Here is a 13,889-nt window from a genome sequence, read left to right as displayed (position 1 = left end):
ATGACGGCGTGTGGCGGCCGCGCAGCGGGACCAGGCCGGTCGGCGCCCGGCGCGGGCAGGCGTGGGCGCGCACTGTGCGTTGCGGCGCTGCTGCTCGGCCTGGCCGCCTGCGACCGAGGCCGCGACGCGGCCGCGCGCGCGCCCGGCGCCGATGCCTCGCCGGCGGCGCAGGCCGGCAGCCACTACCGCGAGGAAATCGAACGCTGGCGCGCGCAGCGCGTGGCGTTGCTGCGCGCGCCGATGGGGTGGCTGAGCTACACCGGTTCGGGGCGGCTGCGCGCCGGCACCTACCGCGTCGGCAGCGCGCAGGACAACGACGTGGTGCTGCCCGGCGGCCCGGCGCAGCTGGGCACCTTGCAGATCGGCGAGGACGGCGCGGTCGGCTTCGAGGCCGCGCCGGGCGCGGCGGTGATGCTGCGCGGGCGCCCGTTCGTGCGCGGGGCCTTGAACACCGACGCGATGCACGGCGTGGAAACGCGGCTGTCGGTGGGCGAGGACGAGTTCTACGTGGTCGACACCGGCGCCGGCTTCGGCTGGCGCTTCCGCGATCCCGCGGCGCAGGCGCGCGAAGCGTTCCGCGGCATCGACTATTTCCCGGTCGACCGCGGCTGGCGCGTGGTCGCCGACTGGCGCCCGGCGACGGCGCCGCAACGGATGACCCTGCTGACCTCGATCGGCACGCCGCAGTCGCTGCCGGTGGCCGGCGAGGCGCGCTTCGAGATCGACGGACGCAGCTACCGCCTGCATGCGCTGCGCGAGGACAGCACCGGTCGGCTGTTCTTCCCGTTCTCCGACCGCACCAGCGGCCGCGAGACCTACGGCGGCGCGCGCTACCTGTTCGTGGACCCGCCGCCGCGCGGCGAACGCATCGTGCTCGACTTCAACCGCGCGCAGAATCCGCCGTGCGCGTTCACCGCGCACGTGGTGTGCCCGATCGCGCCGGTCGGCAACCGCCTGGACCTGGCGGTGACGGCGGGCGAGAAGAGCTACTTCGCCGCGCACTGAGCGCCGCGCTCAGCCGGCGTAGGGCGCCAGCGGTACCGCGTCCAGCACCTGGGTCCACGGGAACAGCGGGCCCGGATCGAGCTTGCGCCGCACCTGCTGCGCCGGGTCGTCGCTGGCCGCCTCGCAATCGCGGTCCAGCGCGTCGTGGCCGGCGATCAGGCGCAGGTTCGGCAACTGCTCGCACAGCTGCCGCAACAGCGCGATCAGCGCGGCGATCTGCGCGGCGGGGTAGGGCTCGGTGAGCGCCTGGTGCCGCGAATCCAGCCAGTGCGGATAGCGCCCGCGGTTGACCAGCTCGATCCCGATCGAACGCGGGTTGTAGCCGCGCACATGGTGCGCCACGCGCTGCGGCGGCACGTATTCGTGCAGGCTGCCGTCGCGGTCGATGTAGTAGTGGCCGCTGTTGCCGGTGCCCGACGGATACAGCACGCGCTCGCCGTAGTCGCGCGCGGTGGCCAGGTCCGGCAGCTCGGTGCAGTGGATCACCGCCAGGTCGATGTCCTGCGGCGCGCGCGCCGGCAGGCGTTCGCAGTAGGGCAATGGATCGCGGCGGATCGGCAGCGGTGACGGGGCGTGCGGCATGCGCGGATGCTAGCATTCGGGCATGACCTTGAACCCCGAAAGCCCGTTGGCGGCGTTGCTCGCCGCGCTGCCGCGCGCAGGACGCGTGGACTGGATCGGCCTGCGCCCGTCGCGCGAGATGCCGATGCGCGAAGTGTCGCAGGCCGATGCGCAGGCCGAGCGCGGACTGGCCGGCGATCGCTACGCCGGACGCAACGGCAAGCGCGGCGTGACCCTGATCCAGGCCGAGCACCTGCCGGCGATCGCCGCGCTGGCCGGCCGCGCGGCGCTGGCGCCGGCGATCCTGCGCCGCAACCTGGTGGTCTCCGGCATCCCGCTGATCGCGTTGAAGGGGCGCCGCTTCCGCATCGGCGAGGTGGAGCTGGAAGGCGTCGCGCCGTGCGATCCGTGTTCGCGGATGGAGGACGCGCTGGGGCCGGGCGGCTACAACGCGATGCGCGGCCATGGCGGACTGTGCGCGCGGATCGTGCGCGGCGGCACGCTGCGCCTCGGCGATGCGGTGGTGGCGCTGTGAGCCGCGGCCACTGCATCCTTTCGCACGGCTTCGAAAGCGGCCCGGACGCGGTCAAGGTCGCCGCGCTGGCCGAGGTCGCGCAGCGGCTGGGCTGGAGCCACGAGCGGCCCGACTACACCGACCTGGACGCGTGCCGCCAGGTCAGCGAGCTCGGCGACGTGCCGGCGCGCCTGCAGCGCCTGCTGCAGCGGTCGCAGGCGGCGGCCGCGCGCGGGCCGCTGGTGCTGGCCGGGTCCAGCCTGGGCGCGTACATCGCCGCGCAGGTGTCGCTGCAGGTGCCGGTGCGCGGCCTGTTCCTGATGGTGCCGCCGACGCGGATGGGCCGGCTGCCGGCGCTGGACGCGGCGGCGGTGCCGATCTCGATCGTGCATGCCTGGCGCGACGAACTGATCCCCGCCGCCGAGGTGATCGCCTGGGCGCAGCCGCGCAGGGCGCGGCTGCTGCTGGTCGACGACGGCCACCGGCTCGGCGACCACGTCGAGGCATCGGCGCAGGCGTTCGCCGACCTGCTGGGCACGCTGTGACCGCGGCGCCGGATGGCGCGCGCCGTGTTGCCGGGAGGCATCGATGGAACTGAAGATCCGCGACGAGACCCAGGCCGACCATGCGGCGATCGAGGCGCTGACCCTGGTCGCATTCTTCCGCGTCGCGCACAGCCGCCACGACGAGCAGCGCATCATCGAGGCGCTGCGCGCGGCCGACGCGCTGACCCTGTCGCTGGTGGTCGAGCACGACGGCTACGTCGTCGGCCACGTGGCGGTATCGCCGGTGCGCCTGTCCGACGGCAGCCGCGGCTGGTACGGCCTGGGCCCGCTGTCGGTGGGTCCGGGGCACCAGCGCCAGGGCCTGGGCTCGCGGCTGGTGCGCGAGGCGCTGGCGCGGCTGCAGGCGCTTGGCGCGGCCGGCTGCGTGGTGCTGGGCGAGCCGGACTTCTACGACCGCTTCGGCTTCCACGCCGAACCGGGGCCGGTGCTGCCTGGCGTGCCGGCGGAGTATTTCCAGGCGATCGGTTTCGGCGACCGCCTGGTGCCGGTGGCCGAAGTGGAGTACCACGAAGCGTTCGTGTCCGCCGGCTGAGCGGCGGCCGCGTGCGCGGCCGCGCGGGCGCATGCCCGCGCTACACTTGCCGCTTCGCGTGATTCAGGAGTTTCGTCCAATGCGCCATTGATGCCGCCGTCCTTCGACGGCCCGTGTTCCCTGCCGATCGTGCGGCGGGAGTGCCTGGCATCTGCATGGAGTACGCATGACGAACTGCTTCCTCGCGCTGGAAGGCGCCCGCTATGTCCTGCCCGACGGCAGGACCCTGTTCTCCGATCTGGATTTCGCGCTCGATGCGCGCACCACCGCCCTGGTCGGACGCAACGGCGTGGGCAAGAGCGTGCTCGCGCGCCTGCTCGCCGGCGAGTTGGCGCCCAGCGCCGGACGCTGCGTGCGCCGCGGCCGGGTGCACTACCTGCCGCAGCAGGTCGCGCCGGCACCCGGGGCGACGGTGGCGTCGCTGGCCGGGGTCGCTCCGGCGCTGGAGGCGCTGGCGCGGATCGAGGCCGGCAGCACCGACGCGGCGGATTTCGACGTGCTGGGCGAGCGCTGGGACATCGCCCAGCGCCTGCGCGCGGAACTGGACCTGCACGGGCTCGGCCACCTGTCGCCGCAGCGGTCGGCGACCGGCCTCAGCGGCGGCGAGGCGGTGCGCGTGGCGCTGCTCGGCGCGTGGCTGTCCGACGCCGACGTGCTGATCCTCGACGAGCCGAGCAACCATCTGGACCTGGCGCAGCGCCGGGAACTGCAGCGGCAACTGCAGCGCTGGCCGAACGGGCTGCTGGTGGTCAGCCACGACCGCGCGCTGCTGCAGAACCTGCAGCGCACCGTGGAGCTGTCCGCGCTCGGCCTGCGCGACTACGGCGGCGGCTACGGGTTCTACGCCCGGTGCAAGGCGCAGGAGCAGCAGCACGCGCTGGCCGAACTGGAACGGCGCAAGCACGCGCGCCGCCGCCACGGCGATGCGCTGCGCGAGCAGCACGAGCGCCAGCAGCGGCGCAGCGCGCGCGGCCGCCGCCAGGCGCAGGACGCCAACCAGGCGCCGATCCTGCTCGGCCGGCAGAAGCAGCGCAGCGAGCACAGCGCCGGCAAGCATCAGCAGCAGCGGGCCGCCGCGCACGAAAGGCTGTCCGCGCAGGTGCGCGAGGCCGCGCTCGAGGTGGATGCCGCGCCGCCGGTGGCGCTGTTCGCGCCGCTGCCGGCCGCGGCGGCGGCACGCCGGGTCGCCGAGCTGCACGGCCTGCGGCTGCCGTACGCGCCGCCCGGCCGTGCCGCGCTCGACCTGCGCATCGGCGGGCGGCAGCGGATCGGCGTGGTCGGGCCCAACGGCAGCGGCAAATCGACCCTGTTGCGGGCGCTCGACGGCCAGCTCGCGCCGGTGGCCGGCCGTTGCCAGGTGCGGGTGCCGAGCGCCTACCTGGACCAGTCGCTGCGGCTGCTCGACCCGGCGCTGCCGGTGCTGGCGCAGCTGCAGGCGGCCAACGCCGCCGCCGGCGCGGCCGAGCTGCGCACGTGGCTGGCGCTGCTGGGCCTGGATGCGGCGCGCATCGGCGTGCCCAGCGGGCGGCTCAGCGGCGGCGAGCGGCTGAAGGCGGCGCTGGCCTGCGCGCTGTACCGCGAGCGTCCGGCCGAACTGCTGCTGCTCGACGAGCCCGGCAACCACCTCGACCTGGACGCGCTGGCCGCGCTGCAACAGGTGCTGCGGCAGTATCCGGGGGCGTTGCTGGTGGTCTCGCACGACGAGGCGTTCCTGGCCGAACTGGGCCTGGACGCGCGTCTGCAGGCGGATCCGGACCGCTGGCGGCTGAGCCCGTGGTGACCGCGGCCGGGCACGGCCGGCGCGGCGGGCTGGTAAAGCCCGGCCCGATGCCCGACCATTTGCATCCCGCCCATCGCAGCGCCGCGTTCCGCCTGGAGCGCCGCGCCGATCCCAGAGGCGCAGCGCAGGCCCGGTGCCCGCGGCCGCGTTCCCGCATTTCCTTCCTTCGGTCCGCCATCCCGTGAAATTCTTCGTCTCCTGCGCCAAAGGCCTGGAATACCTGCTCGTCGACGAGCTGCTCGCGCTCGGCGCGACCGCCGCCACCGCCACCGTGTCCGGGGTCAATGCCGAAGGCGAACTGCGCGACGCGCAGCGCGCGGTGCTGTGGTCGCGCCTGGCCAGCCGCGTGCTGTGGCCACTGGACGAGTTCGATTGCCCGGACGAGACCGCGCTGTACGCCGGCGTCGCCGCGCTGCCGTGGCGCGAGCACCTCACCTCGCAGCACACGCTGGCGGTGGACGCGCACGTGTCCGGCACCGCGATCACCCATGCGCGCTACGCGGCGCAGCGGGTCAAGGACGCGGTGGTGGACACGCTGCGCGGCGAAGGCCTGGAGCGGCCGTCGGTGGACGTGGAGCAGCCGGACCTGCGGCTGAACCTGTCGCTGCGCAAGGGCCGCGCCACGCTGTCGGTGGACCTGGGCGGCGGCTCGCTGCACCGGCGCGGCTGGCGCCAGGCGCAGAACGAGGCGCCGCTGAAGGAGAACCTGGCCGCGGCGGTGCTGCTGCGCGGGCAGTGGCCGCAGCTGTACAAGCAGGGCGGCGGGTTGCTGGATCCGATGTGCGGCAGCGGCACGCTGCTGATCGAAGGCGCGCTGATGGCCGCCGACGTGGCGCCGGGGCTGCTGCGAGGCGATGTCGCCGCCGCGCGCCGCGACGCGGCGGCGCCGTCGCAGTTCAGCGCCGCGCCGAGCCGCTGGCTGGGCTTCGACCAGGACGGTTGGCGCGCGCTGGTGGCCGAGGCGCGGCAGCGCGAGGCCGCCGGACGCGCCGCGCTGCAGCCGGTGATCCACGGCGGCGACATCGACCCGCACGCGATCCGCGCCGCGCGTCAGAACGCGCAGGCGGCCGGCGTCGCCGAGGCGATCGTGTTCGAGCTGCGCGACGTCGCCGACCTGCGCGCGCCGGCGCAGGCGCTGGGCACGGTGGTGTGCAATCCGCCCTACGACGAACGCCTGGCCGCCGACACCGCGCTGTACCGGCGCCTGGGCGAGGCGCTCAAGCGCGCGGTGCCGCAATGGCGCGCCAGCCTGCTGTGCGGCAATGCCGACCTGGCCTATGCCACCGGCCTGCGTGCGAGCAAGAAGTACCAGATGTTCAACGGCGCGCTGGAATGCCCGCTGATCGTCTGCGATCCGATCGCGGTGGCCCAGCGCGAGCCGGCCGAAGCGCCGCGCGCGCTCAGCGACGGCGCGCAGATGGTGGCCAACCGGCTGCGCAAGAACCTGCGCAAGTTCAAGAACTGGCGCGCGCGCGAGCAGGTCAGCTGCTTTCGCGCCTACGACGCCGACCTGCCCGAATACGCCGCGGCGATCGACGTGTACCAGGAAGACGGCGGCCAGGCGTGCACCTACCTGCACGTGCAGGAGTACGCCGCGCCGGAGGAGATTCCCGACGCCGACGTGCGCCGCCGCCGCAACGAGCTGCTGGCGGCCGCGCGCGAGGTGTTCCAGGTGCCGGCCGAGCGGGTGGCGCTGAAGTCGCGCGAGCGCGGCAAGGGCGGCAGCAAGTACGGCAGGTTCGAGCAGCGCGGCGAGTTCCTGGTGGTGCGCGAGCATGGCGCGCTGCTGCGGGTGAACCTGTTCGATTACCTGGATACGGGCCTGTTCCTGGACCACCGCCCGCTGCGCGGGGCGATGGCCCAGCAGGCGCGCGGCAAGCGCTTCCTCAACCTGTTCTGCTACACCGGCGTGGCCAGCGTGCAGGCGGCGGTGGCCGGCGCCGATTCCACCACCAGCGTGGACCTGTCCGGCACCTACCTGCAGTGGTGCGCCGACAACCTGGCGTTCAACGGCAAGGGCGGCGCCCAGCACCGGCTGGTGCAGGCCGACGCGCTGACCTGGCTGGAAGCGGAGAAGAACCGCTACGACGTGATCTTCTGCGACCCGCCGACCTTCTCCAATTCCGCGCGCGCCGAGGACTTCGACATCCAGCGCGAGCACGTGCGCCTGCTGCGCGCGGCGGTGGCGCGGCTGATGCCCGAGGGCGTGCTGTATTTCTCCAACAACTTCCGCCGCTTCAAGCTGGAGGAGAACGCACTGGCCGAATTCGCCGTGTGCGAGGAGATCACCGCGCAGACCATCGCACCGGACTTCGAGCGCAACCCGCGCATCCACCGCGCGTGGCGGCTGATGCGTCGCTGAAGCCGGGCGGGGCCGCTTCCTGTAGGTGTAGGAGCGGCTTCAGCCGCGACCGGGTTTACCGGTAACGCCGGGTCGCGGCTGAAGCCGCTTGTGTCTTATGCGGGTATACCGTTGAGGTGAGAGCGGAGTGCGGCAGGCCGCTAAGTCGCAGTGCCTCACGAGCACGAGTAGGAGTCAGGGCCGCCGCACTCCGTTTCTCCTGCCAACCAGCCCGAACAGTTGCCTGAGCCACGAGCTCGAACCTACAAGCATGGGCATCGGCAGGAGATCTCTCGTCCCTGAGTTTACTGCGGAGAACGCCTATGTCTATGCAGCGCTTTGTCGGGATCGATGTCTCCAAGGCCGAGCTGGTCATTCACGTCTTGCCGGAGGGGCTGGCCTGGACTCAGGCCAATACGCCCGAGGGGCACGCCCGCCTGGCCGAACGCCTGGCCTTGCTGGGATGCGAGCGGATCGTGCTGGAGGCCAGCGGCGGCTACGAACGGGCGATATTGCAGGTGCTGGCGCAGGCCGGCCTGCCCGTGGTGCGGCTGTCTGCTCATCGTCCCCGGGCGCTGGCGCACGCGTTGGGGCTCAAGGCCAAGACCGATGCCCTGGATGCGCGGTTGCTGGCTGTGGCGGCCCAGTGCATCCGCGCCGCACCCACCACCACGCTCCCTGCGCCGCTACAGGCGCTGCGCGAACTGCTCCACCTGCGCAGCACCCTGGTCGCCCAGCGCGATGCGCAGCGCAAATGCCTGGCCCACGCCACCTGCGAGGCAGTGCGCCGCCAATGGGGGGAGATGATCGCGCTGCTGCAACAGCGCATCCGTGACGTGTCCCGGCAGATCGCCCAGGCCGGCGCAAGCTGTTCGGACCTGCCCAAACTGCCCGGGCTGGGCCCGATCCTGCGCGCGACCCTGGCCGCTCGGCTCCCTGAGTTGGGCAGCGTGCATCCGCGCAAGATCGCCGCCCTGGTCGGATTGGCGCCGTTCAATCGCGACAGCGGCCGCTGGCGCGGCCAACGGCGCATCCAGGGCGGCCGCGCCGACGTGCGGCGGGTGCTGTACATGGCCACCTGGGCCTCGATCCGCGCCGGCTCCCCGCTGTCCCACGTCTACGCCCGCCTGACCGCCGCAGGCAAACCGGCCAAGGTCGCCATCGTGGCGTGCATGCACAAGTACCTGCGATGGCTCAACGCCATCGCGCGTGATCGAGCGCCTTATGCCCCTCCTGGGATCGCTCCTGCATGACAGTTGACTCCTACAGGGGTGCCGGCAGGCGAAACTGCTGCGCGTGGTGCGGAGGCTCAGCTGTCGCTGTGCTGCGCGACGGTGCGTGTGGTGGCGCGCGGCTGCACCTCGCCGCCCGGCTCGGGTCCGCGCCAGTAGTCCTGGATCTGCAGGATCTGCGGCAGGATCCCGGTGAACAGCCGTACCAGGCGCGGCTCGAACTGGGTGCCGGCCCGCTGCTGGAACAGTTCCATTACTTTCGCCAGCGGCCACGCGTCCTTGTACGGGCGCTGCGTGGTCAGCGCATCGAACACGTCGGCCACGGCCACGATCCGCGCCGACTCCGGGATGTCTTCGCCGGCCAGCCCGGCGGGGTAGCCGTTGCCGTCCCAGTGCTCGTGGTGGTACAGGGCGATCTCGGCGGCCAGCTTGAACAGCGGCGCGTCGCTGTGGCTGAGGATGTCGTAGCCGATCTGCGGATGGCGCCGCATCACCTGCCATTCGTCGGCGTCCAGCGGCCCGGGCTTCTTCAGCACCGCGTCGGGAATGCCGATCTTGCCGGTGTCGTGCATCGGCGCGGCCTGCTCCAGCAGTTCGGCGTCCTCGCGCGGCCAGCCGGCGGCTTCGGCCAACGCGCGCGCGTAGGACGCCATGCGCCAGATGTGGCCGCCGGTGTCGGTGTCGCTGTAGTGGCCGGCCATGCCGAGCATGTGGATCGCGTCGCGGTAGCTGCTGGCCAGGCTGGCGGCGCTGACCAGCGACAGGTGCGTGCGCACCCGCGCGCGCAGGATGCTGGGCGAGTAGGGCTTGGTGATGTAGTCCACGCCGCCGGCGTCGAAGCCGATGCTCTCGTCGGTGGCCTTGTCCTTGCCGGTGACGAAGATGATCGGCACCGACCCGGTGCGCGGATCGGCCTTGAGCGCGCGCGCGACGCTGTAGCCGTCCAGGTCCGGCAGGTCGACGTCGAGCAGGATCAGCGCCGGGCGGTGCTTGAGCGCGCCGCGCAGCGCCTCGTGGCCGTTGGTGGCGAACGCCAGAGCGTAATCCTCGCGCAGGATCTGCCGGATCAGCGCCAGATTGCTCGGCTCGTCGTCGACGCACAGGATGAGCTGATGAGGCATCGTCTTCTCTCGTCCGTTGGCGACCGTCGTCGTTGGCACCGGCATGTACGGTGCGCTATGGGGTCTGATCGGCCTGCCATTGCCTAACTTTAATCTCCGCCTCGCGGAACGCGAAGCCGTCCAGCAGGCGCCGCAGTTCGCCGACCATCGCCGAGGGCAGCGTCGGCGCCAGCGCGTGCAGCACCCGCTCGATGCGGTCCGGGTCGTCGCTGTCCAGCACCTCGAGCAGCTGCTGCAGCCGCGCATGCAGCGATACGGCGGACGCCGCCTGCGGCGCCGGCGCCTCGGCGGCGGCTTGCGGCGCGGCGGCGGCGAAGCGCCGGATCGCCTCGGCGGTGGCGGCCATCGCATCGCCCAGCGCGGCCAGCGCCGCCGCGCCGCGCTGCGGATCCTCGACCAGCTGTTCCTCCACCCGCTGCGCCGCCGCGGTCAGCGCCGGCAGCGCCAGCGAACCGGCCGAGCCGCGCAGCTTGTGCGCATAGGAGATCGCGCGCGCCTGCTCGCCGCCGCGCAGCAGCTCGCCGATCTCGTCCGCCGGCCGCGGCGTTTCCTGCAGCAGCTTGAGCAGATAGCGCTGGTAGGGCTCGCGTTCGCCCCACAGCCGTTGCGCCTGCCCGGCGTCGAGCAGTTCGGGCGCATCGCTGCGCCACTGCGCCGGGTCCGGCGATGCAGCCGGCGGCGCCACCGGCAGCGGGGCCGCTGCGGCCACGTCGATCGCCGTGGCGAGCGACAACGGCAGGAACTGGCGGATGATCGCGATCAGTTCCTCGACCTGGAACGGCTTGGCCACGAACCCGTTCATGCCGCTGGCCAGCGCCTGTTCCTGCTGCTGGCGGTACGCGCCGGCGGTCAGCGCGATCACCGGCAGGTCGGCCAGGCGCGGATCGGCGCGCAGCCGGCGGGTGGCCTCGTAGCCGTCCAGGGTCGGCATCTGCACGTCCATCAGCACCAGCTGGAAGCGGCTGGGATCGCGCTGCAGCCGCGCCAGCGCCTGTTCGCCGTCGTGCGCCAGTTCCACCAGCGCGCCTTCGCCTTCCAGGATGCGCTGCGCCACTTCGCAGTTGATCTCGCTGTCGTCGACCAGCAGCAGGCGCGCGCCGGCCAGGCGCGGGGAGCCGTCGCCGCTGACGATCGGCGGCGGCCCGTCGCCGCGGCGGCGCGCGGCCAGCGCGGCGATGGTGCGCGACAGCGCCGAGGCGGTCACCGGCTTGGTCATCACCGCATCGACCTGGCTGTGGCCGGGCTGCTGTTCCAGCAGGCGGCGCTCGTAGGCGGTGACCATCACGATGATCGGCTGCCGGCCCGGCGCGGTCTGCTCGCGGATGCGCTGGGCCACGCTGAGCCCGTCGATGTCCGGCATGCGCCAGTCCAGCAGGATCACGTCGAAGCCGTCGCGCTCCGGGCCGGCCGCGGCGATCGCGGCCTGGCCCGACGCCACCGCCTCCACCTGCCAGCCGAAGCCGCTGGCGATGGTGGCCAGGTTGCTGCGCACCAGGTCGTGGTCGTCGGCGATCAGCACCCGGCGCGGCTCGCTGGCCTCGGTCTCGGCGCTCGGCGCCGGCGCCGGTTCGAAGTTGATCGCGAAGTAGAAATCGCTGCCGCGGCCCGGCGCGCTTTCCACCTCCAGCTGCCCGCCCATCAGTTCCACCAGCCGCCGGCTGATGGTCAGGCCCAGGCCGCTGCCGCCGTAGCGGCGGCTGGTGGAGGTGTCGGCCTGCAGGAACGGCGAGAAGATCACGCTCTGCTTGTCGCGCGCGATGCCGATGCCGGTGTCGCGGACCGAGAAGAACAGCTTGATCTTGCCGCTCTCGCCGCTCTGGAAGCGGCGCACCGACAGCGCGATCTCGCCGCGCTCGGTGAACTTGATCGCGTTGCCGACCAGGTTGATCAGCACCTGGTTCAGGCGCAGCGCATCGCCCTTGAGCCAGCGGCAGCCCGGCGGCAGCGGCTCGACGATCATCTCCACCGGCTTGGCGTTGATCGAGGAGGTCATCAGCGCGGCGATGTTGTCAAGCAGCTGGTTCAGGTCGAACGCCTCGCATTCCAGGTCGATGCGCCCGGACTCGATCTTGGAGAAGTCCAGGATGTCGTTGATGATCTCCAGCAGCGAGCGCGCCGACAGGTCGATCTTCTGGATCATGTCCTTGGCCGCCTGCGGCAGCTCGCTGCGCTGCAGCAGGTAGAGCATGCCCAGGATCGCGTTCATCGGCGTGCGGATCTCGTGGCTCATGTTGGCCAGGAAATCGCTCTTGGACTGGTTGGCGGTCTCGGCCGCGTCGATCGCCAGGCGCAGCTGGCGCTCGCGGCGCTTCTGTTCCGACAGGTCCACCGCGATGCCGAGGTAGCCGATCACCTGCTCGTTGTCGTCGCGCAGCGTGCTCACCGTCAGCAGCACCGGGAAACGCCGGCCGTCCTTGCTGACGTAGGTCCACTCCTTGGTGTCGCTGCGTCCCAGCGTGGACAGCGCCACCACCGCCTCGAACGACGGCGCCACGCTCATGCCCGACTGCGAGGCCATCGCCTCGGCGCGGCGCGTCAGCTCTTCCGTGTCCAGGAACAGGCGCGTGGCCTTGCGCCCGATCATCTCGTGCGCCGCATAGCCAAGCATGTTCTCGGCGGCGGGGTTGAACAGGGTCAGGGTGCCCTCCGGATCGGTGGCGATGATCGCGTAGCCGGCATGCGCCAGGATCGCGCGCTGCAGCGCCGAATAGGTCACCAGCTCGCTGGTGCGCTGCGCGACCTGCTGCTCCAGCGTGGCGTTGAGTTCCAGGATCCGCGCCTCGGCGCGGACCCGGTCGGAGACGTCGTGCAGCAGGTGCGAATGGCCCACGCCATTGCCGGCGTCGTCCAGGATCGGCGAAGCGCTGGCCAGCACGCTGACCAGATGCCCGTCGCGGTGCCGCAGCTGCCGCACCTGCGAACCGCCGCTGCCGCTGCCGTCGGTCCGCGTGTGCCGCACCTGCGCGCCGAGCAACTCCTGCAGCGGCTGGCCGATCGCATCGGCCGCGGCGTGGCCGAAGATGCGCTGGGCGGCGGGGTTCCAGTGGGTGATGCGGCCCTGCAGGTCCTCGGCGACGATCGCCTCGCTGGAGTTGCCGACCAGCGCCGCCAGCTGGGTCTGCTCGCGCAGGATCTGCAGGTGCCGCGCGCGCCCGGTCAGGTACAGGTACAGCAGCGCCGCCAGCAGCGCGGCGATCGCCGCGACCAGCAGCGCCGCCAGCGGCGGGGAGATCTGGTTGAGCGACTGCACGAAACGCGGCGTGGCCTGGGCGCGGAACAGCCACTGGCGGCCGTACAGGGACAGCACGCGCTCGGCCTGCAGCCCGGGCACCACGCGGCGCGAGGCCTGCTCGCTGCCGCGGTAGAACGGCGCGTCCGGCGTCTGGCGGTCGGCCAGGGTCAGCAGCAGTTCGCCGCTGTGGTCGGGCGAGGAGGCCAGCACGTCGTCGATGCTCAACGGCGCATAGGCCCAGCCGGTGGTGGCCTGCCAGCGCTGCGCCGGCGTCTGCAACGGCAGCCCTTCGCGGTAGATCGGCAGCAGCAGCAGGAAGCCGCGATGGCCCGAGCCCGGGTTCTGCACCAGCCGGATCGGCCGGCTGATGGTCGGCTTGCCGGACATCGCCGCCTCGATCGCGGCCTGGCGCCGGGTCGGCTCGGAGGCGATGTCGAAGCCCAGTGCCGGGCTGTTGCGCCCGGCCGGCTGGATGTACAGGATCACGAAGCGGTCGCCGTCGTGCGGCTGCAGTTCGTTCACGCGCAGCTCCGGCGCGCCGTCGCGCCGCGCCGCTTCCAGAAACGCCGCTTCCTCGGCGCGCGGCACCCGGCGCACGTAGCCGAAGCCGCGCACGCCCGGGAACTCGCGGTGGTATTCGCGCGAGTAGCTGTACTGCTCGAAACGCTGGCGGGAGATGTTGTCGCCGGCGGCGGCGATCACCGCGCCGCGCGCGCCGCGCAGGCCGTGCTCGTAGATGTCCAGGCGTTGCTGCAGTTCGTGCGCCACGTGCGCGGTCAGCTGCTGGAAGCGGTCCTGGCGCTGCTGGCGGTTGTGTTCGTGCAGGCTCAGCCCGAGCAGCAGCGCGGCCAGCAGCCCGATGCCCAGCACCAGCGCCGCCGCGGTGGTCGCCGAACGGGCGCTGCCGAGGGTCGGGGTCCAGCGGTTTTTCGACATGTGCCGCTTCCTTTGGCCAACGGTGCCGCCGCGCGCAACCCAGGCGCTCCGGTTCGCGCTGCGACGTCC

General features: G+C 72.5%; 10 protein-coding genes. 7 read left to right on the top strand and 3 right to left on the bottom strand.

Features of this window, described 5'->3' with window-relative positions; all coding sequences use genetic code 11:
* Positions 1–1,005 (top strand): DUF1684 domain-containing protein, encoded by a 1,005-nt coding sequence (locus JR065_RS01225; RefSeq protein WP_206231492.1) that lies wholly within the window; start codon positions 1–3, stop codon positions 1,003–1,005.
* Between the two features lie 9 nt (positions 1,006–1,014).
* On the opposite strand, the gene JR065_RS01220 is transcribed toward JR065_RS01225, so the two are convergent.
* Positions 1,015–1,587: an N-acetylmuramoyl-L-alanine amidase gene (locus JR065_RS01220; protein ID WP_206231491.1), complete on the bottom strand. Its 573-nt coding sequence runs from the start codon at positions 1,585–1,587 to the stop codon at positions 1,015–1,017.
* Positions 1,588–1,609: 22 nt separating this feature from the next.
* On the opposite strand from JR065_RS01220, the gene JR065_RS01215 reads away from it, so the two are divergent.
* From JR065_RS01215 to JR065_RS01190, 6 genes are all read left to right on the top strand, one after another.
* Complete coding sequence (locus tag JR065_RS01215; protein WP_206231490.1) at positions 1,610–2,101, top strand: MOSC domain-containing protein; 492 nt, start codon at positions 1,610–1,612, stop codon at positions 2,099–2,101.
* On the top strand, positions 2,098–2,625 hold the full coding sequence (locus tag JR065_RS01210) for an alpha/beta family hydrolase (RefSeq protein ID WP_206231489.1): 528 nt from the start codon (positions 2,098–2,100) through the stop codon (positions 2,623–2,625). The genes JR065_RS01215 and JR065_RS01210 overlap by 4 nt, the downstream gene beginning before the upstream one ends.
* A gap of 43 nt (positions 2,626–2,668) precedes the next feature.
* Positions 2,669–3,178 (top strand): GNAT family N-acetyltransferase, encoded by a 510-nt coding sequence (locus JR065_RS01205; RefSeq protein ID WP_206231488.1) that lies wholly within the window; start codon positions 2,669–2,671, stop codon positions 3,176–3,178.
* A gap of 166 nt (positions 3,179–3,344) precedes the next feature.
* Entirely contained in the window at positions 3,345–4,958 is a 1,614-nt protein-coding gene (locus JR065_RS01200) for an ATP-binding cassette domain-containing protein (RefSeq protein ID WP_206231487.1), read from the top strand.
* A 181-nt stretch (positions 4,959–5,139) separates the two neighbouring features.
* Positions 5,140–7,320 (top strand): bifunctional 23S rRNA (guanine(2069)-N(7))-methyltransferase RlmK/23S rRNA (guanine(2445)-N(2))-methyltransferase RlmL, encoded by a 2,181-nt coding sequence (rlmKL, locus tag JR065_RS01195; protein WP_206231486.1) that lies wholly within the window; start codon positions 5,140–5,142, stop codon positions 7,318–7,320.
* Between the two features lie 302 nt (positions 7,321–7,622).
* Entirely contained in the window at positions 7,623–8,552 is a 930-nt protein-coding gene (locus JR065_RS01190) for an IS110 family transposase (protein WP_206231485.1), read from the top strand.
* A 56-nt stretch (positions 8,553–8,608) separates the two neighbouring features.
* Here JR065_RS01190 and JR065_RS01185 read toward each other — a convergent pair whose 3' ends face one another.
* Together JR065_RS01185 and JR065_RS01180 are read right to left on the bottom strand one after the other, a co-directional pair.
* On the bottom strand, positions 8,609–9,652 hold the full coding sequence (locus JR065_RS01185; protein ID WP_206231484.1) for an HD domain-containing phosphohydrolase: 1,044 nt from the start codon (positions 9,650–9,652) through the stop codon (positions 8,609–8,611).
* Between the two features lie 55 nt (positions 9,653–9,707).
* Entirely contained in the window at positions 9,708–13,820 is a 4,113-nt protein-coding gene (locus JR065_RS01180) for a CHASE domain-containing hybrid sensor histidine kinase/response regulator (protein WP_206231483.1), read from the bottom strand.
* Between the last annotated feature and the right edge of the window lie 69 nt (positions 13,821–13,889).

The organism is Xanthomonas sp. (assembly GCF_017163755.1).
Classification (GTDB): domain Bacteria; phylum Pseudomonadota; class Gammaproteobacteria; order Xanthomonadales; family Xanthomonadaceae; genus Xanthomonas_A.
This window is presented reverse-complemented; position numbering and strand designations above follow the sequence as displayed.

Excerpts from the sequence above, each read along its gene's own strand:
- JR065_RS01205 (WP_206231488.1), top strand. The coding sequence starts at position 2,669 with ATGGAACTGAAGATCCGCGACGAGACCCAGGCCGACCATGCGGCGATC.
- JR065_RS01215 (WP_206231490.1), top strand. The coding sequence starts at position 1,610 with ATGACCTTGAACCCCGAAAGCCCGTTGGCGGCGTTGCTCGCCGCGCTG.
- JR065_RS01185 (WP_206231484.1), bottom strand. The coding sequence starts at position 9,652 with ATGCCTCATCAGCTCATCCTGTGCGTCGACGACGAGCCGAGCAATCTG.
- JR065_RS01220 (WP_206231491.1), bottom strand. The coding sequence starts at position 1,587 with ATGCCGCACGCCCCGTCACCGCTGCCGATCCGCCGCGATCCATTGCCC.
- JR065_RS01190 (WP_206231485.1), top strand. The coding sequence starts at position 7,623 with ATGTCTATGCAGCGCTTTGTCGGGATCGATGTCTCCAAGGCCGAGCTG.
- JR065_RS01180 (WP_206231483.1), bottom strand. The coding sequence starts at position 13,820 with ATGTCGAAAAACCGCTGGACCCCGACCCTCGGCAGCGCCCGTTCGGCG.
- JR065_RS01200 (WP_206231487.1), top strand. The coding sequence starts at position 3,345 with ATGACGAACTGCTTCCTCGCGCTGGAAGGCGCCCGCTATGTCCTGCCC.
- JR065_RS01225 (WP_206231492.1), top strand. The coding sequence starts at position 1 with ATGACGGCGTGTGGCGGCCGCGCAGCGGGACCAGGCCGGTCGGCGCCC.